This is a genomic window from Streptomyces malachitofuscus, from assembly GCF_055571035.1.
In genome coordinates this window covers 1-26,081 of sequence record NZ_JBVIGA010000037.1, presented here as the reverse complement: position 1 = coordinate 26,081, position 26,081 = coordinate 1, and the positions used below count along the sequence as shown (strand labels likewise).

At 74.1% G+C, this 26,081-nt stretch carries 12 protein-coding genes; 6 read left to right on the top strand and 6 right to left on the bottom strand.

Annotated elements, in window-relative coordinates; translation table 11 throughout:
- Positions 1-47: 47 nt before the first annotated feature.
- The 5 genes from aroA to ACZ44S_RS35990 all read right to left on the bottom strand — a co-directional run bounded on the left by aroA (position 48) and on the right by ACZ44S_RS35990 (position 7,871).
- The gene (aroA, locus tag ACZ44S_RS36010) at positions 48-3,119 is read right to left on the bottom strand and encodes a 3-phosphoshikimate 1-carboxyvinyltransferase (RefSeq protein ID WP_466937036.1); all 3,072 of its coding nucleotides are present in this window, start codon (positions 3,117-3,119) and stop codon (positions 48-50) included.
- Between the two features lie 132 nt (positions 3,120-3,251).
- Positions 3,252-4,556, bottom strand: a complete 1,305-nt coding sequence (locus ACZ44S_RS36005; protein WP_466937034.1) for a 3-deoxy-7-phosphoheptulonate synthase — start codon at positions 4,554-4,556, stop codon at positions 3,252-3,254.
- A gap of 227 nt (positions 4,557-4,783) precedes the next feature.
- Positions 4,784-5,518 carry an HAD-IA family hydrolase gene (locus tag ACZ44S_RS36000; protein WP_466937032.1) on the bottom strand — a complete coding sequence of 245 codons (735 nt, stop codon included), beginning with the start codon at positions 5,516-5,518 and terminating at the stop codon, positions 4,784-4,786.
- A 77-nt stretch (positions 5,519-5,595) separates the two neighbouring features.
- Positions 5,596-6,711 (bottom strand): Gfo/Idh/MocA family protein, encoded by a 1,116-nt coding sequence (locus ACZ44S_RS35995; protein ID WP_466937030.1) that lies wholly within the window; start codon positions 6,709-6,711, stop codon positions 5,596-5,598.
- Positions 6,708-7,871: a DegT/DnrJ/EryC1/StrS family aminotransferase gene (locus tag ACZ44S_RS35990; RefSeq protein ID WP_466937028.1), complete on the bottom strand. Its 1,164-nt coding sequence runs from the start codon at positions 7,869-7,871 to the stop codon at positions 6,708-6,710. Before ACZ44S_RS35990 ends, ACZ44S_RS35995 begins: the two co-directional genes overlap by 4 nt.
- Positions 7,872-8,217: 346 nt before the next feature.
- Here ACZ44S_RS35990 and ACZ44S_RS35985 point away from each other — a divergent pair, with 346 nt between their 5' ends.
- The 4 genes from ACZ44S_RS35985 to ACZ44S_RS35970 all read left to right on the top strand — a co-directional run bounded on the left by ACZ44S_RS35985 (position 8,218) and on the right by ACZ44S_RS35970 (position 13,192).
- Complete coding sequence (locus ACZ44S_RS35985) at positions 8,218-8,655, top strand: type II 3-dehydroquinate dehydratase (protein WP_466937026.1); 438 nt, start codon at positions 8,218-8,220, stop codon at positions 8,653-8,655.
- An 86-nt stretch (positions 8,656-8,741) separates the two neighbouring features.
- A complete protein-coding gene (locus tag ACZ44S_RS35980; protein ID WP_466937024.1) occupies positions 8,742-9,668 on the top strand; it encodes a GNAT family N-acetyltransferase in 927 nt (308 codons plus the stop codon).
- On the top strand, positions 9,623-12,268 hold the full coding sequence (locus tag ACZ44S_RS35975) for a non-ribosomal peptide synthetase (protein WP_466937022.1): 2,646 nt from the start codon (positions 9,623-9,625) through the stop codon (positions 12,266-12,268). The genes ACZ44S_RS35980 and ACZ44S_RS35975 overlap by 46 nt, the downstream gene beginning before the upstream one ends.
- 18 nt (positions 12,269-12,286) lie before the next feature.
- Positions 12,287-13,192, top strand: a complete 906-nt coding sequence (locus ACZ44S_RS35970; RefSeq protein WP_466937095.1) for an ROK family protein — start codon at positions 12,287-12,289, stop codon at positions 13,190-13,192.
- Positions 13,193-13,245: 53 nt separating this feature from the next.
- On the opposite strand, the gene ACZ44S_RS35965 is transcribed toward ACZ44S_RS35970, so the two are convergent.
- Complete coding sequence (locus tag ACZ44S_RS35965) at positions 13,246-14,283, bottom strand: 3-dehydroquinate synthase family protein (protein ID WP_466937020.1); 1,038 nt, start codon at positions 14,281-14,283, stop codon at positions 13,246-13,248.
- Between the two features lie 348 nt (positions 14,284-14,631).
- Here ACZ44S_RS35965 and ACZ44S_RS35960 point away from each other — a divergent pair, with 348 nt between their 5' ends.
- The gene (locus tag ACZ44S_RS35960; protein WP_466937018.1) at positions 14,632-24,132 is read left to right on the top strand and encodes an SDR family NAD(P)-dependent oxidoreductase; all 9,501 of its coding nucleotides are present in this window, start codon (positions 14,632-14,634) and stop codon (positions 24,130-24,132) included.
- Positions 24,133-24,168: 36 nt separating this feature from the next.
- The coding region (locus tag ACZ44S_RS35955) for a type I polyketide synthase (RefSeq protein WP_466937016.1) at positions 24,169-26,081 on the top strand (1,913 nt) is incomplete at its 3' end.

Here is a 26,081-nt window from a genome sequence, read left to right as displayed (position 1 = left end):
CGCCTCTGTTCCTGTTCTCGTTCCGGTCCGCTGTCCGTCGCCGTGCGTCAGCCGGGGTCCTCGTCGTGGGGCCGCAGTCCGCGGGCCAGTGACCGCAGTTCGGTCTTCTGCACCTTGCCGATCGGGTTGCGCGGCAGCGCCTCGATCCGCTCCAGGCGTTCCGGCCAGTACTGCTTGGCCACCTCGTGCCCGTCGAGGTGGCGCCGCATCTCCTCGAAGGTCAGCTCCGCGCCGCCCGCCGGGACGACGAAGGCGCAGGCCCGCTCGCCCAGCCGCTCGTCCGGCATGGCCACCACCGCGACGTCGTCCACAGCGGGGTGCTCGAACAGCAGCTGCTCGATCTCTGCGACGGGCACCTTCTCGCCGCCCCGGTTGATGACGTCCTTGACCCGGCCGGTGATCCGCAGGAAGCCCTCGGTGTCGATCGTCGCCAGGTCGCCGGTGCGGTACCAGCCGTCCTCGGTGAACGCCTCGGACGTCAGATCGGGACGTTCCAGGTAGCCGTCGAAGACGGTGGGGGAGCGCAGCTCGAAGTTGCCCTCCGTGCCGGCGGGCAGTTCCCGCCCCGCGTCGTCGGTGATCCGCAGGGTGATGCCGTCCAGCGCGCGGCCGTCGGAGCCCCAGCGCTGCCGGGCCTCGTCGCCGGGCGCGGACAGCGCACCCAGGCAGGTCTCCGTGGTGCCGAAGGCCCCGCAGACGGCGGTGTCCAGGACACGGCCCGCGCGCTCGGCCAGCGCCCGCGGCACGGTCGCCCCGGTCGCCACGAAGATCCGCAGGTGGCGCGGCGTCTCGCCGCTCTCCTCCACGGCCTTCACGAGGTCCGACAGGAACGGCGTCGCCGCCTGCACGAACGTCGCCCGGTGGTCGTTGAGCGACTGCAGCGCCCGCTTGGCGTTCCACTCGGGCTGCAGGATCTGCGGCACACCGCGCACCAGGGCGAGCACCATGCCGTAGAGGAAGCCCGTCTGGTGCGCCAGGGGCGACGGCACCCAGATCGCGTCCCGCTCGTGGAGCCCGAGGTGCGCGATCTCCATCGCGGCGGCCCTGACCAGGTTCCGCGAGGGCTGGGTGACGCCCTTCGGCTCACCGGTGGTGCCCGAGGTGAAGAGCAGCTGTGCCGTCGCGTCCGGCGTCGGGGCCAGGGCGTCGAGCGCCGCACGGTCCACGGTGGTCGCCGCCAGCGCCTGCTCCCAGTCGTGCACCGCCACGACGCCCGCCGGGGAGTCCGGCAGCGGGGTGGAATCGCCGGCGGAGGCCAGGACCACCATGTGTTCCAGACCCAGTCCCGAGCCGTGCTCACCGACCAGGTCCAGCACCTCCTCGGCGGGCCGGCGCGAGCGGTGCCGGTCGGCCACCACCAGCACCCGCGCCGAGGACCGCTTCAGGACGAAGCCGAGCTCGCGCTTGCGGAAGAAGGGGATGACCGGGCAGCACACGGCCCCGATGCGCAGCGCGGCCAGCGACAGGACCACGAACTCGGCGCGGTTCGGGAGCTGGTACGCCACGTTCTCGCCCGGCCGGACCCCGAGCCGTAGCAGCAGCGCCGCCGCCCGGTCGACCCGCTCGGCCAACTGGCCCCAGGTGACCAGCTCGTCGCGGTCGGAGCGCACGTCCACGACGGCCGTCTCCTGCGGCCGCTCCTCGGCCAGGCGGCGCAGCAACTGCGGCAGCGTGGACCGTGCGGCGGCCTCGGGACCGACGGGCTCCGCCGTCCCCGCCGCCGTCTCCGGCGCGGGCGCCGCGGCGGGCACCGTCCCCGCCGTCTCCGCGGCGGGCGCACCGGTGTCCGTGCCGTCGCCGGCGGTCCTCGCCGTGCCGTCCTCCACCGTCAGCGGCACGTTGAGCGTGTTCATGTCGTCGAGGAACCGCGGGTACGAGATGCGGTACGCGTTCGGGTAGGTCAGCGTCGAGCGCCCCTCGGCACGCGACGAGGCCACCGCGAGCGACATCAGGACGCGGTGGTCGTTGAACGAGGACAGCCTGGCGCCCCGCAGAGCGTCCACCCCGTGCACCCGCAGCTCGTTCTCCGAGAGTTCGAGGCGGCCGCCCATGCGGTTGAGCTGGATCATCGCGGCCGCCCGGTCGGACTCCTTGAGCCGGGTGTGCGCGATGTTGCGGAACACCGACTCGCCGCGCGCGAAGGTGGCGAGGGCGGACAGGACCGGCAGCATGTCGGGGATGTCCCGGCAGTCGACGTCGACCCCGGTGAGCCGGGGCGCGTCCTGCCGGATGCGCAGCCCGCCGGCCGCCTCGTCGATCTCCATCGGCACCCCCATGGAGCGCGCGACGTCGAGGAAGTGGAACTCGGGGTGGTCGGCCGGGCCGCCCTCCAGCGTGGTGATCCCGCGCAGCAGCACGTCGCTGGGGTGCAGCGCGGCGGCGGCGATGCCGAACGCGGCCGAGCCGATGTCCGGCGGCAGGGTCAGCTCGACCGTCCGCGCCTGCTGCCCCGGCTCGATGTCGAAGCGCCGCCAGTCCTCGGAGACGGTCACCTCCAGGCCGAACCGGCGCATCATCGCCACGGTCAGCTCCAGGTAGGGCCGCTCGTTGAGCTCTCCCTCCACCTCGATCGTGGTGTGCCGCGCCGCGAACGGGGCCAGCAGGATCAGCCCCGATATCCACTGGGACAGGGTGCCCGCGATCCGGACGTGGCCGCCCGCGGGCCTGCTGCCCCGGACGAGGACGGGCGGGCAGTCGTCCGCCGACTCCAGCTCGACACCCATCTCCTCCAGGGCGCGCAACAGGGGGCCGACCGGGCGCCGTCTGAAGTACTTCTGCCCGGACACCGACACGGCGCGGTCCGACAGCGAGGCGAGACCGATCATGAAGTAGAGCGTGGTGCCGGAGCTGCCGGCCGAGACCGTCTCCCGGCGCGGCCGGTACTGCCCGCCGAGCCCGTGGACCACGAAGGTGTCGCCGTCCCGAGTGATCCGCACGCCCAGGTCGCGCAGCAGCCGCACGGTGTACTCGACGTGCCGCGCGTCGGACAGCCCCCGGATGCGGCTGACACCGTCGGCGAGGGAGGCGAGGATCAGCGCGCGGTGCGCGTGGTACTTCGAGTTCGGGACGAGAATCTCACCGGTCGCCCGGTGCTGAATTCCCTTGACGAGAAGGTGCATGGGCCCTACTACTCCCTGATTTTGGGACGGTGGCCGGGACAGGAGAAGGAAAGCGTCCGCATCCTCACGGCACACCGATGCCGAGCATCGAGAACACGCACACGGACAAGGGGGACGCCGGTGTCGTGGAATTCAGAGGATCGGGACATCGCATGTGCTCCGGTGCCTTCCGGCGGGGACACCGGCGCCCTGTTCGGCAAGGACCTCTCTGTCTGCCGCGCGGGGCGTGCCGGAGCGCCCGGGGGCCGGGACCGCCCCGGTGCCGGACCACGCGGCAAGCAGCTCGACGGCCTGCTCCGCGTTGAGCCGCGGGTCGCACAGACTCGTGCGCCGCACGGCCTCCCCCTCGTACACGGAGAGATCGGCGGCGCACTCCATGACGTCGTCCGGCGTGGTCTCCAGATGCAGCCCGCCGGCCGTGCTGCCCGCTTCCGTCACGGCCCGCAGGAACCCCCGCACCTCCCGTGCCATGGTCTCCAGCAGACGGGTCTTGTGCCCGTCGGGCGCGGTGACGGTGTTGCCGTGCATGGGGTCGCAGAGCCAGATCACCGGGTGGCCGGCCGCCCGGACCGCCTCGACGAGCGCGGGCAGGCGGTCCGCCACCAGATCGGCGCCCATGCGCGCGACCAGGACGAGCCGGCCCGGGTCCCGGAGCGGGTCGAGCAGCTCGCACAGGGCGGTGACCTCGGCCGCCGTGGTGGTCGGACCGATCTTCACGCCGACCGGGTTGTCGACACCGGCGACGAGGTCGACGTGCGCGCCGTCCAACTGACGCGTCCGCTCGCCGATCCACGGCAGGTGGGTGGAGCCGAGCCAGCGGCGCCCGTCGCCCGTCTCGCGGACCATCGGCTCCTCGTAGTCGAGGACGAGCGCCTCGTGACTCGTCCACAGCCGGGTCTCGTCCGGGGGCGGGCCGCCGGGGGCCGCCGGGGCGCGCCACCCGAGGTGCTCCATGACGTCGCTGGCCGTCATGTACGACGTGAGCAGGCGCAGCGGGTCGTGCCGCCGGCTCTCCGCGTCCGCCTCGGGACCGTTGACCATGTGGCCCCGGTACACCGGCAGTTCGAGATCCCCGACCCGCTCCACGGGCCGGGACCGCGGCTTGGCGAACTGGCCGGCGACGCGCCCGATCCGCACGACGGGGTTGCCGGTGGCCGCCTCCATCGTCGTGGCGAGCACGTCGAGCACCGCGATCTTGCGCGCCACGTGCACGGCGTCGCACTCCGCCGGGTTCTCCGCACAGTCCCCGGCCTGCAGCACCAGCGCCTCGCCGCGGGCCGCGCGAGCCAGCCGCGTCCGCAGCGCGGCGACGTCCTCGGACCGCACCAGCGGCGGACGCGCGGCCAGTACCTCCCGGATGCGCCGGACCTGTGACGGGTCGTCCCACTCGGGTTGTTGCAGGGCCGGCTTACGCATGTCGGTCACGGCTTTTCCCACGTTGGGTCTCCGGTGAAAATCGGTCGGATGAAGACTGCGATCGGCGGGGATGCTCCTCGAAGACCCTCCGGCTTTCTCCGCAGAGCGCCGTGAAAGGCCGGGAACGGGCTGCGCGCCCCGGGGGCGGGAACCGCACCGTGAATGTTCCGGTCCGAGTTTTTCACCGGCCGGCGGCCCGCCCCAATCCCCTGGGGATCCCCTACACACCCCTTATTCGCGTCCCGGATTCAGGGGGTACGGGCCCGGCCGAAGCACGCGTCGAGCAGTTCGGCCGGCGCGCGCAGCACGATGTCGGGGTTCTCCGCGAGGAGGGTCGGCTCGTCGGTCTCGCCCCACAGGGCGGCGACGGCGGTGACGCCGGCGCCCCGCGCGCTGTTCAGGTCGGTGACCGCGTCGCCGACCATCACCGTCCGCGCGGGGTCCGAGCCCAGCACGGCCAGCGCCTTGAGAACGATGTCGGGAGCGGGCTTGGGCCGGTCCACCTCGTCGGAGCCGATCACCACGGTGAACAGGTCGAGCAGCCCGAGCTGTTCGAGGAGCGACCGGGCCCGCGGCCCGCTCTTGCCGGTGGCCACGGCGAGCCCGATGCCGTGCGCGCGCAGCTCCCGCAGCATCTCCGGCACGCCGTCGAAGGCGGGCACCAGGTGCGCGAGCCGGTAGCTTTCGCGGACGAAGGGTTCCTCCATCTCCAGCGGCAGCCCCATGATCTCCATGATGTCGGGGAAGTACCGGCCCAGGTGCCGCTCGTACTCCTCGAACGGAGGCTCGCCGTCCCCCACGACCTCGGCGTAGGCGGTGGTGAACGCCTGCCGCATCACGAGGAAGCTGTTGACCAGCACCCCGTCGAGGTCGAAGACGACAGCGGTCGTCCCCCGCGCCACGCCGTCCGGGCGGCCGTGGCCGTCGGGAGCGCCGGGGTGGGCGGGAAGGGCATGGCCTTGGGTGGTGCCAAGACGGTCCATGGCGCTGTGGTGCTCTCTTTCGCAGGGCGGTGGCTTGGTGTGGGGGACTGGTCGAACCGGTGGTCGGCCGGTGCCTGTCACGCGCGGTGCGACGGGGCCTTCTCCCGGGCGGCGTCCGCCGAGGAGTAGATCCGCTCGATGGCGCCGACGGTGCGGCGCGCCTCCTCGACGGCCCGGTGCGGGCCGTCCGGGCCGCGCAGCTGGGCGAGCAGCTCGTCCAGCTGCCGGTCGTACTCCGTGCCGATGGCCTCGGCGGGCAGCGGGAGCGTGCGGGTCCGGCCGTCGGCGGTGACGGTCAGCTCCGGGTGCTCCAGGCGGTTGGGGCTGAAGCCGAACGTGCATCGCAGCGTCGCGGAGCCCTCGGTGCCCTCCACCCGGACGCGGGTGACGTCGCGCTCCTCGTGCGAGGCCCAACTGGCGTGCAGCGAGACGGAGACGCCGTCGTCGGTGACGAGGAAGGCGCGGGCGGTGTCCTCGACGTCGATGACGCCGGAGCGGGCGCTCTCCCCGCCGTCCTCGGCACGCCAGGAGACCCGGGCGGTGTCCCGCGCGATGAAGTCGCCCGAGACCGCGCCGGTGACCTGCGCGAAGTCCGCGGTGCCCAGCAGCGGGGCGGCGATGTCGAACAGGTGCCACCCCAGGTCCACCAGGGCGCCGCCGCCCGACAGCCGGCCGAGGGTGAACCAGCCGCCCGCGTCCGGAACACCGCGGGCCCGCACCCAGGACAGCTCGATGTGGCGGACGGTGCCCAGCTCTCCGGCGGCCGAGAGCAGGGCCCGCACGTCACCGCGGTGGCGGGCGGCGCTGCCGGCCAGGAGCCGTGCCCCGCCCGCGCGTTCGGCCTCGGCCAGCTGCCCGGCCTCCGCCGACGTCAGGCACACCGGCTTCTCGAGGAAGACCGGGATGCCCTTGAGGAGCAGGCTGCGCGCGATCTCGCAGTGCAGGTGGTTGGGGACGGCCACGATGGCCAGGTCCACCTGGGCCGGGTCGACCTCGTGCACGGCCGCCAGGACCGGCACGTCGGGGAATTCGGCGGTGACCGCCGCCCGCGAGGCCGTGTCGGGATCGACCGCCGCGGTCACGGCGAAGCCCGGGTGGCCGCCCAGCCGGGGCAGCCAGATGGAGCGGGCCGCCCACCCGAGCCCCACCACCGCGGTGCGGACCGGCCGGCCGTCCTGGTGCGCCGTCGTCATGAGCCGAGCACGTCGGCGACGACGGCGGCGACCTCGTGCATCTGCTCCTCGGTCCCCAGCAGGGTCCGGTGGTGCAGCCAGATGCAGTCGGACGTCAGCGCCTCCGAGTTCGGGCAGCGGCGGGCCAGTTCGTCCACCGACAGCTCCGGCGCGCCCCTCTCCCAGAAGGCGTCCGTGCGGAAGACGGACCGGAACGCGACGAACGCCGGAACGCCCCGCTCGATGAGCGTGTCGACGACCTGCGCGCGCCGCTCCACGGTGATGCCCGGCACCCGGAACATCGCCATGTAGTGCGGGTTGCGGTCGGCGCGCGGGTCCATCCGCTGCGGCACGACGCCGGGGATCTCCGCGAGCAGGGAGGACAGCACCGGCCAGCGCTTCTCGCGCGTGTCGATCTGCCCGCCCAGGCGCGCGAGCTGGGCGCGCAGCACCGACGCGGAGAACTCGTTCAGCCGGAAGTTGGAGCCCGAGGTGCGGTGGAAGTAGCCGCGGTCGCCGCGGGGGCGTCCGCAGCTGTGCCGGACGAAGGCGTGCTCGGCCATGTCCGCGGTCGGGAACAGCACCGCGCCGCCCTCGCCCGCGGTCATCAGCTTGCCGTTCTGGAAGGAGAAGGCGGCGACCGAGCCCAGCTCACCGACCCGCTTGCCGTTCCAGGTGGCGCCCTGCGCGTGGGCGGCGTCCTGGATCAGGGGCACGCCCGTGTCGGCGGAGACCTTGGCGAGGGCGTCCATGTCGGCGAACTGGCCGGCCATGTGCACGGGCATGATGGCGCGGGTCCTCGAGGTCACGGCCTTCGCCGCCTCGGCCGCGTCCAGGCAGTACGTCTCCGGGTCCACGTCCACCGGCACCACGACCGCGCCGAGGCGCTGCGCGGCCTGGGACGAGGAGATGAAGGTGAAGGCCGGCACGATCACCTCGGTGTCCGGTCCCACCCCCATGACCTCCAGGGCCAGTTCGAGGGCGTGCGTGCCGTTCGTGACGGCCAGGGCGTGCTCGCTGCCGTGGTACTCGGCGAACTCCGCCTCGAAGGCCTCGACTTCACCGCCGCCCATGCGCCACCACTGGCCCTGCTCCAGGGCACGGATGAGGCCGGTCCGCTCCGCGTCGTCGTACTGGGGCCACGCGGGAAGGTCCGAACCGAGTTGGACACCACTGCTCATGCTGTTCCCTGCTCCTTCGGTCTGTGCGCATGCGAATGCTGCCGCCGGCGATCGCCGCGGGGGTCACCGGGCGAACCGGCCGACACGGACGGGGGTGTTCACGCGGATGCCGGCATGGGGAAGCGCGACCGCCGGCGCGGTCCGCGCGCCGGGCAGCAGGCCCGGGAGGGGCTCGGTCGTCGCTGTTAGCACGTTAACCCGTGCTTGGCGAGACGTCATTCCCCTGTCGCACCCCCTATGTTCCCCCTTGTGATTGCACGCATACCGGGATCCGGTGCTCCGCGGTCCGCCCCCGTGCTATAAAAACCACCTCCCGGTGTTTCCGTATTACGGACAAAGGTGCGCAGTGAGCAGGCTTCTCTTGGTGAACGGGCCGAATCTCGGAATTCTCGGGAATCGGCAGCCCGAGATATACGGGACGGACACGCTCGCCGACATCGAACGATGGGTGGCCGAGGAAGTGGCGGACCGCGGCTGGAAAGTCGACGCCTTCCAGCACGACGGCGAGGCGGAGATGATCCGCACGATCCAGGGCAACTACGACTCGGTCGGCGCGATCGTCAACCCCGCCGCCCTGATGATGGCCGGCTGGGGACTGAGGGACGCGCTCGCCAACTACCCGCGCCCGTGGATCGAGGTTCACCTCTCCAACGTCTGGGCCCGCGAGCAGTTCCGCCATGAGTCCGTCACCGGCCCGCTCGCCACCGGAGTGATCTTCGGCCTGGGCGCCACGGGATACCGGCTCGCCGCCCGCGCGCTGCTGGAGAAGGTCACCGACCACTGACCCGGTGCCACCCGCGCCCGCACCCCCGGGCCGTCGCGTGTCGCGACGCCGCCCCGCACACGACTGAGATCCGAGGACACGACACCATGCCCCAGATACAGACGGCGGAAGCAGTGCTGGCCGCCCACCGTGACCGGCTGCGCCCCGTCGACCGGCTGATCCCGGAGGCCGCCGCGCTGCCGGAGCCCGGCGAGGGCGAAGAGATCCTGGAGGCCGAGGGGGCGCAGGGCCACCTGACCCACGTCCGGGTCGACCCCGAGGCGCTGGAGGCCGTGCTCGGCCCGCTGGACCGGTGGGAGCTGACCCCGCGGGTCGCGAGCCCCGAGGCGATGGCCGCCCTGCTGACCCGCTGGCAGGACCACATGCGCGGCCACCCGCAGGCCCCCGGCGCGGACTCGATGGCCGCCGTCGAATGGCCCAGCCGCGACGTGGCCATGACCAAGGTGCTGCGCTCCTTCGGCTTCGTGCCCGAGTTCGTGATGATCGGCCGGATCAAGGGCACCGCCCCGGTGCCGGAGACCCGCCGGGTCCATGTGCGCCGCGCCACCACCGCGGACGTCGAGGCCGTCTGCGAACTCCAGATGGTGGAGACCCGGTTCGACGCCGCCGTCAGCGGCGCGGAGGAGCGGTCCACGACCGAGGCGCTGCTGCGCGAGGAGATCACCGCCTCGTTCAAGCGCGACGAGCCGCTGATCTGGGTCGCCGAGTACGAGGGCGACATCGTCGGCATGCACCGCGGCGAGGACCCCTCCGAGATGCAGCAGGCCTGGCTCGCCACGAAGATCACCGCCACCCCCGTCGCGCACCTGGTCTGCCAGGCCGTCAAGGAGGGCTACCGAGGCCTGGGCATCGGCACCGCCCTCGCCAACCAGGTCCACGCCGACCTGGACGCCATGGGCATGGGCGCCTCGGTCGGCTACCACGCGATGTTCAACCCGATCTCCACGCCGTTCTGGCACCGGCACGGATGGCGTCCGTACTGGAACCGCTGGATGCGCACCCCGGCCGTCTGACGGCCTGGACGCGCACCCGGCCGTCCGACGGCACCCCGGCGAGAATTCGTACGAACCCCGTGGAGAAGAACATGCTGGTGCAGGCGCTCGAGGAGCGGGCCGCCACCGTTTCGGACCGCACGGCCCTCGAATGCGAGGGCGAGGAACTCACCTTCCGGGAGGCGCACGAGCGGGCCGACCGGCTCGCCCGCCACCTGGTCGCCCTGGGGGTGGGACCCGACCGCGTCGTCGCGGTCATGCTGCCGCGCTCCACGGACCTCCTGGTGGCGCTCCTCGCGGTGCTGAAGGCGGGCGGAGCCTACCTCGCGCTCGACCCGGAGCACCCCGCCGAGCGCGTCGCGTTCCAGGTCCGTGACGCCGCCCCCGTCGTGCTGCTGACCTCGTCCCGCATCGACGCCGACCGCACCCGGCTGGGCCTGCCCACCGTCGTCCTCGACGACCCGGCGACCGCCGCGACCCTGGCCGCCCTGCCCGCCGGGCACCTCACGGACGCCGAACGGAACGCCCCGACGGGCCCCGAGGACCTCGCCTACGTCATCTACACCTCGGGCTCCACCGGCACCCCCAAGGGCGTCGAGATCCCCGTGCGCGCCCTGCACAACCTCCTGGAGGCGATGCGGGAGCGGCTGGGCCTGGGCCCCGGCGACCGCATGCTCTCGGTGACCACCGCCACCTTCGACATGTCGGTGCCCGAGCTGTTCCTGCCGTACTACACCGGCGCCCGCGCGGTCATCGCGCCCCGGGCCACCGGACAGGACCCGCAGGCGCTCGGCGACCTGATCGCCCGCCGCAGGATCGGCACCGCGCAGGCCACGCCCACCCACTGGCACATGCTGTCCACCGTCAGCCCCGAGGTGCTGCGCGGCCTGCGCATCCTCATCGGCGGTGAGGCGCTCTCCGAGAAGCTCGCCGCGACCCTCCTCGACCTCGGCGCCGAGGTCGTCCAGTGGTACGGGCCCACCGAGACGACCGTGTGGTCCACCGTCCACCCGGTCACCGGACCCGAGGACGCCGCCGTCATCGGCCGGCCGCTGCGCAACACCCGGCTGTACGTCCTGGACGAGGCCCTCGAGCCCGTCGCCCCCGGCACCGAGGGCGAGCTGTTCATCGCCGGTGACGGCGTGGCGCGCGGCTACCTCAACCGGCCCGAACTGACCGCCGAGCGCTTCCTGCCCGACCGCGACGGCGACGGCCTGATGTACCGCACCGGCGACGTGGTACGGCTGCGCCCCGACGGCGACCTGGAGTACGTCGGCCGCGCCGACCACCAGGTCAAGCTGCACGGCTTCCGCATCGAGCTCGGCGAGATCGAGGCCGCCCTGGAGCGGTCCGACGACGTCGACCAGGCGGCCGCGACGGTCCGCGAGGACCGGCCGGGCGACCGGCGTCTGGTGGCCTACGTGACCGCCGCCGCGGACCGCACGCCCGACGCCGGGCAGCTGCGCGACCAGGTCGCCGAGGCACTGCCCCTGTACATGGTGCCGTCCGCCGTGGTGACCCTCGACGCGTTCCCGCTCACGCCCAACGGCAAGCTCGACCGCAAGGCGCTGCCCGCCCCCGTCGTCGCCGCGACGGCCATGGTCGAGACCCACCTCACCCAGTCCGAGCTGCTGCTCGCCAGGATCTTCGCCGAGGTGCTCGGCGCCGGCCAGGTCGGACCGCGCGACAGCTTTTTCGACCTCGGCGGCTCCTCCGTGCTCGCGGCCCGGCTCCTGGCCCGGGTGCGTGCCGAGATGGGCCTGGAGATGTCGATCCGGATGCTCGTGGAGTCCCCGACGCCCGCCGAGCTGTCCCGGCGGCTGACCGGCGAGGAGCCCCAGGACTCCTTCGACGTGCTGCTGCCCCTGATGACCAAGGGCTCGGCGCGGCCGCTGTTCTGCATGCGCCACCTCGGCGGCACCGCCTGGTGCTACGGCGTCCTCGCCCAGCACTTCAGCCTCGACTACCCCATCTACGGGCTGCAGTCGCACACCTTCCAGGAGTTCGACACCCCCGTCGACACCATCGCGGCCATGGCGGCGGACTACGCGGACCGCATCACCGGCGTGCAGCCGGAGGGCCCCTACCGCATCCTGGGCTGGTCCTTCGGCGGCATCCTCGCGCACGCCGTGGCCGCCGAGTTCCAGAAGCGCGGCGAGCAGATCGAGTTCCTCGGTGTCTTCAACACCAACCCGCACATCACGGACAAGGAGGACCGCGACGAGCAGGGCCTCATCGAGCTGATCCTGCTGATCAACGGCAAGGACCTCGACGCGTACGAGCGGCCTCTGCGCTACGAGGACATCGCGGAGTTCGCCGACATGGCGACCAACTTCGCCTGGCGGGGCAGGAAGAGCGCGGCCGAGACCTTCGTCGAGACCATGCTCACCGACCTCGGAGCCTGGAAGGCGCACACGCCGGAGAAGTACAGCGGCACGATGCACCTGTTCGCGGCCGACCCCAGCCCGGTGGCCGAGGCCGCCTCCAGCGAGGCCTGGGCCCCCTACGTCGCGGGCGACATCGTCCGCCACGAACTGGGCTGCGGTCACGAGGAGATGCTCAGCAGCCCCCGCGTGCTCGGCACGGTCGCCGAGATCGTCTCCGGTCACCTCGCCGACTGACCGGGCCGGGAGACAGCCATCGCCTACCACCTGGGCATCGACGTCGGCGGCACCAAGGTCGCCCTGCGCGCGGAGTACCCGGACGGCACCGTCCGCGAGGCCGGCTTCCGGTGGCCCCGCGGCACCGCCGACCCGGTACGCGACCTGGATCTGCTGGTCCGGGAGGTCCGTGAGCTGTGCGCCGGCGCCCCGGACGGACCGGCGGGCGTCGGCGTGGCGCTGCCCGCCACCCTGGACGCGAAGGGCGTCGTCACCGCCTGGCCCAACCGGCCCGCCTGGAACGGCCTCGACGTCGGCGGCGCGCTGCGCGACGCCCTCGCCGCCGCGGACGTCGTCTGCGCCGACGACGGCGACCTCGCGGCCCTCGCGGAGGCGCACGCCGCCGGCCTGTCTGACCTGCTGTACCTCGGGGTCGGGACCGGGATCGGCGGCGGCGTCGTGCTCGGCGGCCGGCTGCTGCCCGGCCCCGCGCTGGGCTCCTGCGAGATCGGCCACCTGATCGTCGACCATCGGTCCGGGCAGCGGTGCGACTGCGGGCGGCGCGGCTGCGTGCAGTCCGTCGCCTCCGGTCCCGCCCTGCTGCGCGCCGCCGCGCGCGCCCGCGGCGCCGAGGTCGCCTACGAGGAACTGGTGCGGGGATTCGCCGACGGCGCCCCCTGGGCCACCGGCCCGGTGGGCGAGGGGTGCGCGGCCCTGGCCGCCGCGGCCGTCGGGGTGTGCGAACTCCTGCACCCCATGACCGTCGTGGTCGGCGGCGGATTCGCCGACGGCCTGCCCGGCCTCACCGACATGCTCGCCGCCCGGACGGCGCTCCTGGCCCGCCCCGGCCATCCGGCGCCGGCCGTACGGCCCGCCCGGCTCGGCGGCCTCTCCTCACTGCACGGCGCCGTCCTGCTGGCCAGGACCGGGAACGCGGAGGCGTGAGGGCCGGGGCACCCGCGGACGCCCCGGCCCTCACACCTCCCCCTCAGCCGTTCTCACTCCGCCGAACGCGGCATCTCCGCCAGCACCCGCGCGACGACGTCCTCCGGCAGGTCGCGCACCAACTCGGCCCCCTCCTTGCCGTCCAGCACGAACGTCAGCCCCTTCGTCGCCTTCTTGTCCAGCCGCACGAGCTCGACCAGCCGGTCCGGGGAGACGTCCGCGGGCAGCTCGTGCGGCAGCCCGTAGTGGCGCACCACCTCCAGGTGCTCCTCCGCCCGCCGCTCGTCGATCCGGTCCAGGGCCAGGGCGAGCCGCCCCGCGAACACGGTGCCGACCGCCACCGCCTCCCCGTGCCGCAGCCGGAAGTCCGTCGCCAGCTCCAGCGCGTGGCCCAGCGTGTGGCCGTAGTTGAGGAGATGACGCAGACCGGTGTCGCGCTCGTCGGCGGACACGATCTGCGCCTTGCGCGCCACGCTCGCCGCGATCTGCCCGGGCAGCGACAGCTCCCGCAGGTCGCCGGCGCCGATGAAGTGGCAGCGGGCGATCTCCCCGTAGCCGTTGAGCATCTCCCGCTCCGGCAGGGTCTCCAGATAGTCCGTGTCGCACAGCACGGCGCTGGGCTGCCAGTAGGCGCCGACGAGGTTCTTGCCCTCGGGCGTGTTCACCGCGGTCTTGCCGCCGACGCTGGCGTCCACCTGCGCGAGCAGCGTCGTCGGCAGATGCACCACGGGCACCCCGCGGTGGAACAGGGCGGCGGCGAGACCCACGACGTCCGTCGTCGTGCCGCCGCCCACGGAGACGACCACGTCGTCACGGGTCAGGCCGAACCGCACGAACTCCCGGCACAGGGACTCGACCGTGCCGAGGGTCTTGTCCTTCTCGCCGTCGCGTGCCTGCACGACCAGCGAGGGCACCCCGGGGTCGGGCACCCAGGCGTCGGGCCGGGCCGAGACCACCGCGGCGCGCCGCGCTCCCAGCCGCTCGACGACGCCGGAGAGCGAGTGCCGCACCCCGGGGCCGATGTCGACCGGGTAGGAGCGCTCACCGAGTTCCACCTGGATGCGGGTGTAGGGGTGTACGGAATCCGTCATGTCTGCGCGTGTCCCTTTTCCTGAGGGTCCCGCCACGGCGGAGGCGACCCGGGAAACGTCCCGATCCCGAGGCGGCGGCGGAATGCGACGCCCGCTTTCCGCGGGGGTATTTCGGGCCGACGGCCGACAACGCAGTGACTAGTGGTCCGGCGCCGGAGCCTAATGTCGCAGGCCCGCCGCACCAAACGCCCTGCGAATTAATTCTGGTCACTCTTCAGGTTAGGGATGCCTAGGGGGGTGATGAGGGGGGCCGTGAGACGTGACGGGTGACAAGACTGTCCCGGGTAGGGCGAACCATCTGCCATTGCGGGCTGCCCGTCTGCTGTCGCCCCGGAGGGATGTCGACACATGTTGCGTACGGAGCTGATCCGGCCGCTCCCCGAGCTGCTGGCCCACCAGGCACGGCACTTCGGAGCCAAGGTCGCCTACCGCGATGCCCGACGGAGCGTCAGTTACGCCGATCTGGAGGCACGCACGAGGCGGCTGGCCGGGCACCTCGTTGATGTGCGACTGCAACCGGGTGATCGTGCCGCGATCTGTCTGGGCAACCGCGTCGAGACCGTCGAGAGCTACTACGCCATCACGCGCGCCAGTGCCATCGGCGTCCCGGTCAACCCGCGCAGCAGCGACGCGGAACTCGCCCACCTCCTCGACGACAGCGGCGCCCGGGTCGTCGTCACCGACCACCCGCACGTGGAACAACTGCGGCGCCTGCTGCCCGACCGGCCCCACCTGACCGTGGTCCTGGTCGGCGACGAGCCGCTGCCGCCCGGCTTCCTCTCCTACGAGGCCTTCGCGACCCGTGAGCCCGCCACGCCGGCCCGGGACGACCTCGGGCTCGACGACCACGCATGGATGCTCTACACCTCCGGAACCACCGGTCTGCCCAAGGGAGTCCTCTCCACCCAGCGCAACTGCCTGTGGTCGGTGGCCGCCTGCTACGTGCCGGTGCCCGGACTGGGCCCCGAGGACCGGGTCGTCTGGCCGCTCCCCCTCTTCCACAGCCTCTCGCACATCGCCTGCGTGCTCTCCGTGGTGGCCGTCGGCGCCACCGCCCGCATCGTCGACGGCCTGTCCGCCGAGGACGTGCTGACCGCACTGGAGGAGGAGCGCGCCACCTTCCTGGCCGGCGTCCCCACTCTGCTGCACTACCTGCTCGACGCCGCCCGCGACCGCGGCTTCACCGCCCCCCGGCTCCGGGTGGCCCTGGTCGGCGGCGCGGTCACCACCGCCTCGCTGCGCCGCTCGTTCGAGAGCGTCTTCGGCATCCCCCTCATCGACGCCTACGGCTCCACCGAGACCTGCGGCGCCATCACCGTCAACTGGCCCTCGGGCGCCCGCACGGAGGGCTCCTGCGGACTGCCGGTGGTGGGACTGGGCGTGCGCCTGGTCGACACGCAGACCGGCGAGGACGTCGCCGACGGCCGTGAGGGCGAGGTGTGGGTGCGCGGCCCGAGCGTCATGGCCGGCTACCACAACCAGCCCGAGGCCACTGCGGCCGCCTTCCACGACGGCTGGTACCGCACCGGCGACCTGGCCCGCTGCGACGAGGCCGGGTACTTCACCATCACCGGCCGCAGGAAGGAACTGATCATCCGCGCGGGGGAGAACATCCACCCCGGCGAGGTGGAGGAGGTCCTGCGCGCCGTCCCCGGCGTCGCCGACGTCGCGGTGGTCGGCAAGCCGCACGACGTGCTCGGCGAGGTACCGGTCGCGTTCATCGTCCCCGGCCCCCAGGGACCGGACACCGAAGCGCTGTTCGCCGCGTGCCGCGACCGCCTCTCCTACTTCAAGGTGCCCGAGGAGCTCTACGAGATCGAGGCGATCCCGCGCACCGCCTCCGGCAAGATCGTCCGGCACCGGCTCCTGGAGACACCCGCGCGGCTGCGCGCCACCAGCAGCGGCCTGTACGACTCGCTGTTCCGCGTCGACTGGATACCCAGCTCCCCGCTCCCGCTCGGCGGGACCCGGGACGGGCAGCGCGGCTGGGCCCTGGCCGGCCCCGACCCGCTCGGCGTGGCCGCCGCGCTGCGCGACACCGGCACCCCGTGCGAGGTCCTCTCCGACCGGGCCGCCGTCCGCACCCCGGCCCACGGCACCGACGTCCTCCTCCTGGACCGCACCGCCTACGACTCCGGCGCGGGCATCGAGGAGTTCACCGCCTCCCTCCAGGACCGGCTGGCCGACGACCACGACCGGCACGTCACGCTCGTCGTGCTCACCCGGCGCGCCGTGGCCGCCGGCGACGGCGAGGACGTGCTGGATCCCGCGCACACCCCGCTGTGGGGCCTCGTCCGCGCCCTGCAGACCCAGTACCCCGGCCGGCTCGTCCTCGCCGACCTCGACACCGACGGCCTCGGCGCCGACGGCGCACGGCCCCTGGTCGCCGCGGTCGCCGCCGGCGAGCCGCAGTTCGCCGTCCGCTCCGGCGTCGCCCTCCTGCCGCGACTGGCCCGCGTCTCCATGGACGTCGAGGAGGCGCCGCGTCCGCTGCTCGACCCCGACGGGACGGTCCTCGTCACCGGCGCCGCCACGATCCAGGGCGCGGTCCTCGCCCGCCACCTCGCGACCGCGCACGGCGCCCGCCACCTGCTCCTCGCCCACACGCCGGGCCACGGCGACGAGAGCGTACAGAGCCTGTGCGAGGACATCGCCCGGACCGGCGCCCGCGCCACCGCCGTCGCCTGCGACCCGAGCGACCGGGACGCCCTCTCCGCACTGCTGGCCGACCGGGGCAGGCCCCCGCTGACGGCCGTCGTGCACGCGGAGGAGATCACCGGCACCGGCGCGGTGTCCGCCGCCGCCCACGCACTGCACGACCTGACCGCCGGCCTCGACCTGCGCGCGTTCGTCCTGTGCTCCTCGCCCGTCGGCGTCCTCGGCGCCCCCGGCGCCGGCGACATCGCCTCCGAGTGCGCCGCCCTGGACGCCCTGGCCCATCACCGGCGCGCCGACGGCCTGCCCTCCCTGTCCCTGTCCTGGGGCCCCTGGGCCGACGGCGCCGCCGCGGGCGCCGTCCCCTACGGGGCGGGCGAACTCACCGAACAGCAGGCGCTGGTGATGTTCGACGCCGCGCACGCCGTGGGAGAGGCCGCGTTCGTCGCGATGCGCCTCGACAACGCCGCCCTGCTCACCGGCCCGGTCCCCGCCCCGCTGCGCGGACTGATCGACATCACGGCCCGCCGGGAGCCGGCCGGGAACGCCGACCTGCGCGACCGGCTGGAGGGCCTGCCCGAGGAGGAGCGCGAGGAGCACCTCCTGCGGCTGGTGCGGGACGAGACCGCCACCGTCCTCGGTCACGACGGCCCCGAGGACGTCCGGGCCGGCCGCGCCTTCAAGGAACTGGGGTTCACCTCCCTGATGGCGGTCTCCCTGCGCGACCGGCTCAACACCGCCACCGGACTGCGGCTCCCCGCCACCAGCGCCTTCGACCACCCCACCCCCGAGGCCCTGGCCCGGCAACTGCTGCGCGAGGTCTACGGCGGGCCGGCCGACGAGCCCGCCCCCTCCGCCCGCCGCGCGGCGGCCCCCGACGACGACCCGATCGCCATCGTCTCGATGGGCTGCCGGCTGCCCGGCGGCGTCTCCTCGCCCGAGGACCTGTGGCGCCTCGTTGCCGACGGCGGCGAGGGCCGCTCCCCGTTCCCCGCCGACCGCGGCTGGAACCTCGGCGACCTGTACGACCCCGACCCCGACGCGGCCGGGAAGTCCTACGTCATGGAGGGCGGGTTCCTCGACGACGTCGCCGGCTTCGACGCCGAGTTCTTCGGGATCTCCCCGCGCGAGGCCGTCGCGATGGACCCCCAGCAGCGGCTCCTCCTGGAGACCTCCTGGGAGGTCTTCGAACGCGCCGGACTGGACGTGGACACGCTGCGCGGCGCCGACATCGGCGTCTTCGCCGGATCCATGTACCACGACTACACCACCCGCGCGGTACGGCCCGCCAAGGAGGTCGAGGGCTACCTCGGCGTCGGCGGCGCCGGCAGCGTCCTCTCCGGCCGGGTGTCCTACACCTTCGGCTTCGAGGGCCCCGCCGTGACGGTGGACACCGCCTGCTCGTCCTCGCTGGTCGCCCTGCACCTGGCCGCCCAGGCGCTGCGCACCGGGGAGTGCTCCCTGGCGCTGGCCGGCGGCGTCGCCGTGATGTCGACCCCCTCCAGCTTCGTCGAGTTCTCGCGGCAGCGCGGCCTCGCCCCCGACGGCCGCGTCAAGGCCTTCGCCGCGGGCGCGAACGGCACGAACTGGTCCGAGGGAGTGGCCCTGCTGCTCCTCGAACGGCTCTCCGACGCCCGCCGCAACGGCCACGAGGTCCTGGCCGTGGTGCGGGGCAGCGCGGTGAACCAGGACGGAGCGTCCAACGGCCTGACCGCGCCGAACGGTCCTGCGCAGCAGCGGGTGATCCGGCAGGCGCTGGCCAACGCCGGTCTGTCGGCGGCCGACGTGGACGCGGTCGAGGCCCACGGCACCGGCACGTCCCTCGGCGACCCCATCGAGGCCCAGGCTCTCCTCGCCACCTACGGGCAGGAACGCCCCGGCGACGACCGGCCGCTGTGGCTGGGGTCGTTGAAGTCGAACATCGGACACGCCCAGGCCGCCGCGGGCGCGGCGGGTGTGATCAAGATGGTGCAGGCGATGCGGCACGGCGTGCTGCCGAAGACGCTGCACGTCGACGCCCCCACGCCCGAGGTCGACTGGACCCGCGGCGCCGTCGAACTCCTCACCGAGTCCCGGCCCTGGCCCGAGACCGGGCACCCGCGCCGCGCGGGCGTCTCCTCCTTCGGGATCAGCGGCACCAACGCCCACGTCCTCCTCGAACAGCCCGAGAACCCCGCGGCCCCGCCCGTCGGCGTACCGTCCCCGGCCGGCACGCCGGAACGCGCCCTGCCCGACGGACTCCTCCCGTACGTCCTGTCCGCCAAGTCCCCCGAGGCCCTGCGCGCCCAGGCCGGACGCGTCGCCGCCCTCCTCGGGGCCGAGGACGCCCCCGACCCGGCCGACGTCGCCCTCACCCTCGCCGGACGCCGGGCCTTCGACCACCGGGGGGTCGTCGTCGCCTCCTGCGCGCGGGAGGCCCGCACCGCCCTGACCGCCCTCGCCGACGGCGACGGCACCACCGGCACCGCCACCGGCGGCCGGCTCGCGTTCGTCTTCTCCGGCCAGGGCGCCCAACGCCCCGGAGCGGGCCGCGAGCTGTACGACGCCTTCCCCGCCTACGCCCGCGCCTTCGACGCGGCCTGCGCCGCCCTCGACCACGGACTCGAACGCCCCCTGCGCGACGTCGTCTTCGCCGCACCCGGCACCCCCGAGGCGGAACTGCTCGACCGTACCGCCTACACCCAGGCGGCCCTCTTCGCCGTGGGCGTCGCCCTCCACCGGCTCGTCGAGTCCTGGGGCCTGCGCCCCGACCTGGTCGCCGGCCACTCCATCGGCGAACTCGCCGCCGCCCACGTCGCCGGCGTCTGGTCCCTGGAGGACGCCGCGGCCCTCGTCGCCGCCCGCGGCGCGATGATGCAGCGCCTCCCCGAGGGCGGCGCCATGATCGCCGTGCAGGCCACCGAGGACGAGGTCGCCGCCGAGACGACCGGGGCGGTCGCCGTCGCGGCGCTCAACGGCCCCGAGGCCGTGGTCCTCTCCGGCGACACCTCCGCCGTCGAGGCGGTGGCCGCCCGGTTCGCGGCCCTCGGCCGCAGGACGAAGCGGCTGCGCGTCTCGCACGCCTTCCACTCGGCCCGCATGGAACCCATGCTCGACGCCTTCCGCGACGTCGCCGCCCGGCTCGACTTCCACGCCCCGGACCTGCCCGTCGTCTCCAACCTCACCGGCGCCCTCGCCGACCCCGGCGCACTGCGCACCCCCGACTACTGGGTGCGGCACGTCCGCGGCACCGTCCGCTTCGCCGACGGCCTGCGCACCCTGCGCGAACAGGGCGTCACCACCGTGCTCGAACTCGGCCCGGGCGGTGTGCTGACCGCCATGGCGCAGGACGCCCTCCCCGAGGACGTCGACTGTGTGGCCGCCCTGCGCGACGGCCGGCCCGAACCCGCGACGCTCCTCACGGCCGTCGGCCGCGCCCACACCAGGGGCGCCCCCGTCGACTGGACCGCCCTGCTCGCGGGCGGCTCCGCCCGCCCCACCCCCGTCGTCCCCACCTACGCCTTCCAGCACCGGCGCTACTGGCTCGACGCCGCCCCCGCCGCCGGCGACCTGGACGCCGCGGGCATCACCGCGGCCCGGCACCCGCTGCTCGACGCGACCGTGGACGTGCCCGAGGCCGACGCCGTCACCCTCACCGGCCGCCTCTCCCCGGCCGACCGGCCCTGGCTCGCCGACCACGCCGTGGGCGGCACCGTCCTGCTGCCCGGCACGGCCCTCGTCGAGATGGCCCTCCGGGCCGGCGACGAGGTCGGCTGCGGCGCCGTCCGCGAACTCGTCCTGGCCGCACCCCTGGTCCTGCCCGAGACCGGCGCCGTCCGCATCCGGGTGCACGCCGGCGCCCCCGACGAGGCCGGTGACCGCCCCGTCTCCGTCCACTCCCGCCCCGACGGCGACGAGGGACCCTGGACCCGCCACGCGAGCGGCACCCTCACCGCACCCGCCGACGCCCCCGCCCCCGACACCGGAGCCTGGCCCCCGCCGGGCGCCACGGCCGTGCCCGTCACCGACTTCTACCCGCGGCGCGCCCGCGAGGGCTACGCCTACGGCCCCGCCTTCCAGGGACTGCGCGCCGCGTGGACGCTCGGCGAGGAGGTCTTCGCCGAGGTCGCCCTCGACGACGAACACCGCGACGACGCGGCCCTCTTCGGCCTGCACCCCGCCCTCTTCGACGCCGCCCTGCACCCCAGCGCCTTCGGCGCCGTCGACGAACCCGCCGACGGATCCCGCCTGCTGCCCTTCGCGTGGAACGGCGTACGCCTGCACGCCACCGGCGCCGAGGCCCTGAGGGTACGGCTCACCCCCGCCGGGGAGAACACGGTCCGCCTGCGCGTCACCGACCCCGCCGGCGCACCGGTCGCCGACGTCGACTCCCTCGTCCTGCGCCCCGTGGCCGCCGAACGGCTGCGCGCCACCGGCCCGACCGGACACGCGTCGCTGTTCCGCACCGAGTGGACACCGCTGACGGTCACGGCCCGCCCCGACGGCCTCGACGGCGTCCGCGTCCTGGACGCCACCGGCGACGGCACCCGGCCCGAGGACGTGCACGCGCTGACCGCACGCGTCCTCGCCCACCTGCAGACGTTCCTCGCCGACACCGGGACCGACGAGGCCGCACGCCTCCTGGTGCTCACCCACGGCGCCGTCACCGTCCGCGACGGCGAGACCGTCACCGACCCGGCCGCGGCCGCCGTGTGGGGCCTCGTGCGCTCCGCCCAGTCCGAGCACCCCGGCCGCCTCCTCCTCGCCGACACCGACCCCCTCGACACCTCCCGCGACGCGCTCACCGGGATCCCCGCCGTCGCCGACGCGCTGGAGGAGACGCAGTTCGCGGTACGGGACGGCGAGGTCACCGTGCCCCGCCTCGTGTCCGCCGCCGCGCCCGCCCTGGCCGTCCCCGCCGACACCGGCGCCTGGCACCTCGACACCACCGGGCCCGGCACCCTGGAGAACCTTGCCCTCGTGCCGGACGCCGACCCCGGACCCCCGGCCCACGGCCAGGTACGCGTCGCCGTCCGTGCCGCGGGCATCAACTTCCGCGACGTCATGGTCGCCCTGGACATGTACCCCGGCGACGCCGCGATCGGCGGCGAGGCCGCCGGCGTCGTCCTCGCCACCGGCCCCGGCGTCGACGGACTGGAGCCCGGCGACCGGGTCATGGGACTGTTCCCGGGCGGCGCCTTCGGCCCCGAGGCCACCACCGACCACCGCAGACTCGTCCGCGTCCCCGCCGGCTGGACCTTCGCCCAGGCCGCCGCCGCGCCCATCGCGTTCCTCACCGCCCTCTACGGCCTGCGCGACCTGGCCGACGTCCGGCCCGGCGAGACCGTCCTCGTCCACGCCGCGGCCGGCGGCGTCGGCATGGCCGCCGTCCAGATCGCGCGCCACCTCGGCGCCGACGTCCTCGGCACCGCGAGCCCCGGCAAGTGGGACAGCCTGCGCGCCCAGGGACTCGACGACGCCCACATCGCCAACTCCCGCACCACCGACTTCGAACAGCGCTTCCTCGACACCACCGGCGGACGCGGCGTCGACGTCGTCCTCGACGCCCTGGCCGGCGAGTTCGTCGACGCGTCACTGCGCCTGCTCCCGCGCGGCGGCCGCTTCCTCGAAATGGGCAAGACCGACATCCGCGACGCCACCGAGGTCGCCGAACGCCACCCGGGCGTGCGGTACCGCGCCTATGACCTCGTCGAGGCCGACCACGACCGGGTGCGCGAACTGCTCGACGAACTCGCCGGCCTCTTCGACCGCGGCGCCCTCACCCCCCTGCCCGTCACCGCGTGGGACGTACGCCGGGCCCCGGACGCCTTCCGGCACCTCAGCAGGGCCCGCCACACCGGCAAGGCCGTCCTGACCCTGCCGCGCCGGCCCGACCCCGACGGCACCGTCCTGGTCACCGGCGGCACCGGCTCCCTCGGCGCGCTCGTCGCCCGCCACCTCGTCACCGCCCATGGCGCCCGCAACCTGCTCCTCACCAGCAGGAGCGGCCCCGACGCGCCCGGCGCCCGCGACCTCGCCGCCGAACTCACCGCACTGGGCGCGAACGTCACCGTCGAGGCCTGCGACGCCGCCGACCGCGACGCGCTGGCCGCGCTGCTGGCCTCCGTCCCGGCGACCGCGCCCCTCACGGCGGTCGTGCACACCGCGGGCGTCGTCGACGACGGCGTCCTGGCCTCCCTCACCCCCGCGCGAACGGCCGGCGTCCTGCGCCCCAAGGCCGACGCCGCCCTCCACCTGCACGACCTGACCCGGGACCTCGACCTCGCCGCCCTGGTGCTGTTCTCCTCGGCCGCAGGCACCCTCGGCAACCCCGGACAGGCCAACTACGCGGCCGCCAACTCCTTCCTGGACGGCCTCGCCCGCGCCCGCCGGTCCGAGGGACTGCCCGCCACGTCACTCGCCTGGGGCCTGTGGTCCCACGCCAGCGGCATGACCGGCAGCCTCGCCGAGGCCGACCTGCGGCGCACCGCGCGCGACGGCATGGTGGGACTGACGGCCGAGGACGGCCTGGCCCTCCTCGACGCCGCCCTGACGAGCGCCGAACCGGTCCTCGTACCGACCCGCCTCGACCTCGGTGTGCTGCGCGAACGCGCCGCGACCGGCACCCTCCCGCCGATGCTGCGCGCGCTCGTGCGCGCGCCACGCCGGACCGCGGCCGCCGCCACGGCCCCCGGTCACACCCTGGCCGAACGGCTCGCCGGACTCCCCGCGGCGGAGAAGGCCGCCCTCGTCCTGGACGTGGTCCGCCGCGAGGCCGCCACCGTCCTCGGCCACGCCGACGCCTCACTGGTCGTCCCCGAACGCGCCTTCAAGGAGGCCGGGTTCGACTCGCTCACCGCGGTGGAACTGCGCAACCGGCTCGCCAAGGCGGCCGGCACCGGACTGCCGACGACGGCCGTCTTCGACTACCCGGCGCCCACCGCTCTCGCCGATTACCTGCTCAAGGCCATCGACCAGGAGTCCGACCCGGTCACCACCAAACTCGACGCCCTGGAAGCGGCGCTCGACGCCCTGCTGGCGGAGGAGCTGGAGCACTCCGGCATCCACTCCCGCCTGCGCTTCCTCGGATCGCGCCTCGAAGAGGCCGGCCTGGCCGGCGGCCCCGCCGAGAACACCGACCGGACCCGGGGGCTCGAAGCCGCCTCCGCCGACGACGTCTACGCCTTCATCGACAACGAGCTCGGGCTCGGCTGACCCGCCCTCAGGCACCCCAAGAGGAGATCAGGTTCCATGACCACCGACGACAAGGCGCTCACCTACCTCAAGCGGGTCTCGGCCGAGCTGCAGCAGACGCGGGAGAAGCTGCGCGACGAGCAGAACCGGCGCACCGAACCCGTCGCCGTCGTCGCCATGGGATGCCGGCTGCCCGGCGGAGTGACCTCCCCCGACGACCTGTGGCGGCTGGTGTCCGACGGCGTCGACGCCGTCGGCCCGTTCCCCGCCGACCGCGGCTGGGACCTCGACGGCCTCTACGACCCCGACCCCGACGTGTCCGGCACGTCCTACGTCCGCGAGGGCGGGTTCCTCGACGACGTGGCCGGCTTCGACGCCGAGTTCTTCGGGATCTCGCCGCGCGAGGCACTGGCGATGGACCCGCAGCAGCGGCTCCTCCTGGAGACCTCCTGGGAGACCCTGGAGCGCGCCGGGATCGACCCCACCGCCCTCAAGGGCGAGAGCGTCGGCGTCTTCACCGGCGTCGCCGGCCAGGAGTACGCCCCGCGCATGGGCACCGGCTCCGAGGAGATCGAGGGGTACGTCCTCACCGGCGGCGCCGGCAGCGTCGTGTCCGGCCGCGTCGCGTACACCCTCGGCCTCGAGGGCCCCGCCGTGACGATCGACACCGCCTGCTCCTCGTCGCTGGTCGCCATCCACCTCGCCGCCCAGTCGCTGCGCAGCGGCGAGTGCACCCTCGCCCTCGCGGGCGGCGTGGCCGTCATGTCCACCCCGGGCGCCTTCGTGGAGTTCTCCCGGCAGCGCGGCCTGGCCGCGGACGGCCGCGTCAAGGCCTTCGCCGCCGGCGCCGACGGCACCGCCTGGGCCGAGGGCGTGGGCGTGCTGCTGCTGGAGCGTCTGTCGGACGCCCGCCGCAACGGCCATCAGGTCCTGGCTGTGGTGCGGGGCAGCGCGGTGAACCAGGACGGCGCGTCCAACGGCCTGACCGCGCCGAACGGTCCCTCGCAGCAGCGGGTGATCCGCCAGGCACTGGAGAACGCCCGCCTCTCGCCCGCCGACGTCGACGTGGTGGAGGCCCACGGCACCGGCACGTCCCTCGGCGACCCGATCGAGGCCCAGGCCCTCCTCGCCACCTACGGGCGCTCCCGCCCGGAGGGCGCGCCGCTGTGGCTGGGCTCGCTGAAGTCGAACGTCGGCCACACGCAGGCCGCCGCGGGCGTGGCGGGTGTGATCAAGATGGTGCAGGCGATGCGGCACGGGGTGCTGCCGAAGACGCTGCACGTCGACGCCCCCACGCCCGAGGTCGACTGGACCTCCGGCGCGGTGGAGCTCCTCACCGAGGCCCGCGACTGGCCGGAGCGCGACGAACCGCGGCGCGCGGGCGTCTCCTCCTTCGGGATCAGCGGCACCAACGCCCACGTCATCCTGGAGCAGGCCCCGGCGGAGGAGCCCGCCGGGACCCCCGCGGCTCCTGCGGCTCCCGCGGTTTCCGGGGTTCCGGTGCCGTTGGTTCTGTCCGGTAGGAGTCCTGAGGCGTTGCGTGCGCAGGCGGGTCGGCTGGGTGCGTTTCTGGCGGAGCGTGAGGGGGTTGCTCTGCCTGATGTGGCGCTGTCTTTGATGTCGCGTCCGGTGTTCGGTCATCGGGGTGTGGTTGTTGCCGGTGGTCGTGAGGAGGCGGTGGAGCGTCTGGGTGCTTTTGCCGGGGAGGTGTCCGGGTCTGTTTCTGCGGGTGGTTGCGGGGGTGTGGTGTTTGTGTTCCCGGGTCAGGGGGCGCAGTGGGTGGGGATGGCGGTGGAGTTGCTGGCGGAGTCGGTGGTGTTCGCGGAGTGGATGGGGCGTTGTGGGGAGGCGTTGGCGCCGTTTGTTGAGTGGTCTTTGGTGGATGTGCTGGGTGATGAGGAGGCGTTGGAGCGGGTTGATGTGGTGCAGCCGGTGTTGTGGGCTGTGATGGTGTCGTTGGCGGGGTTGTG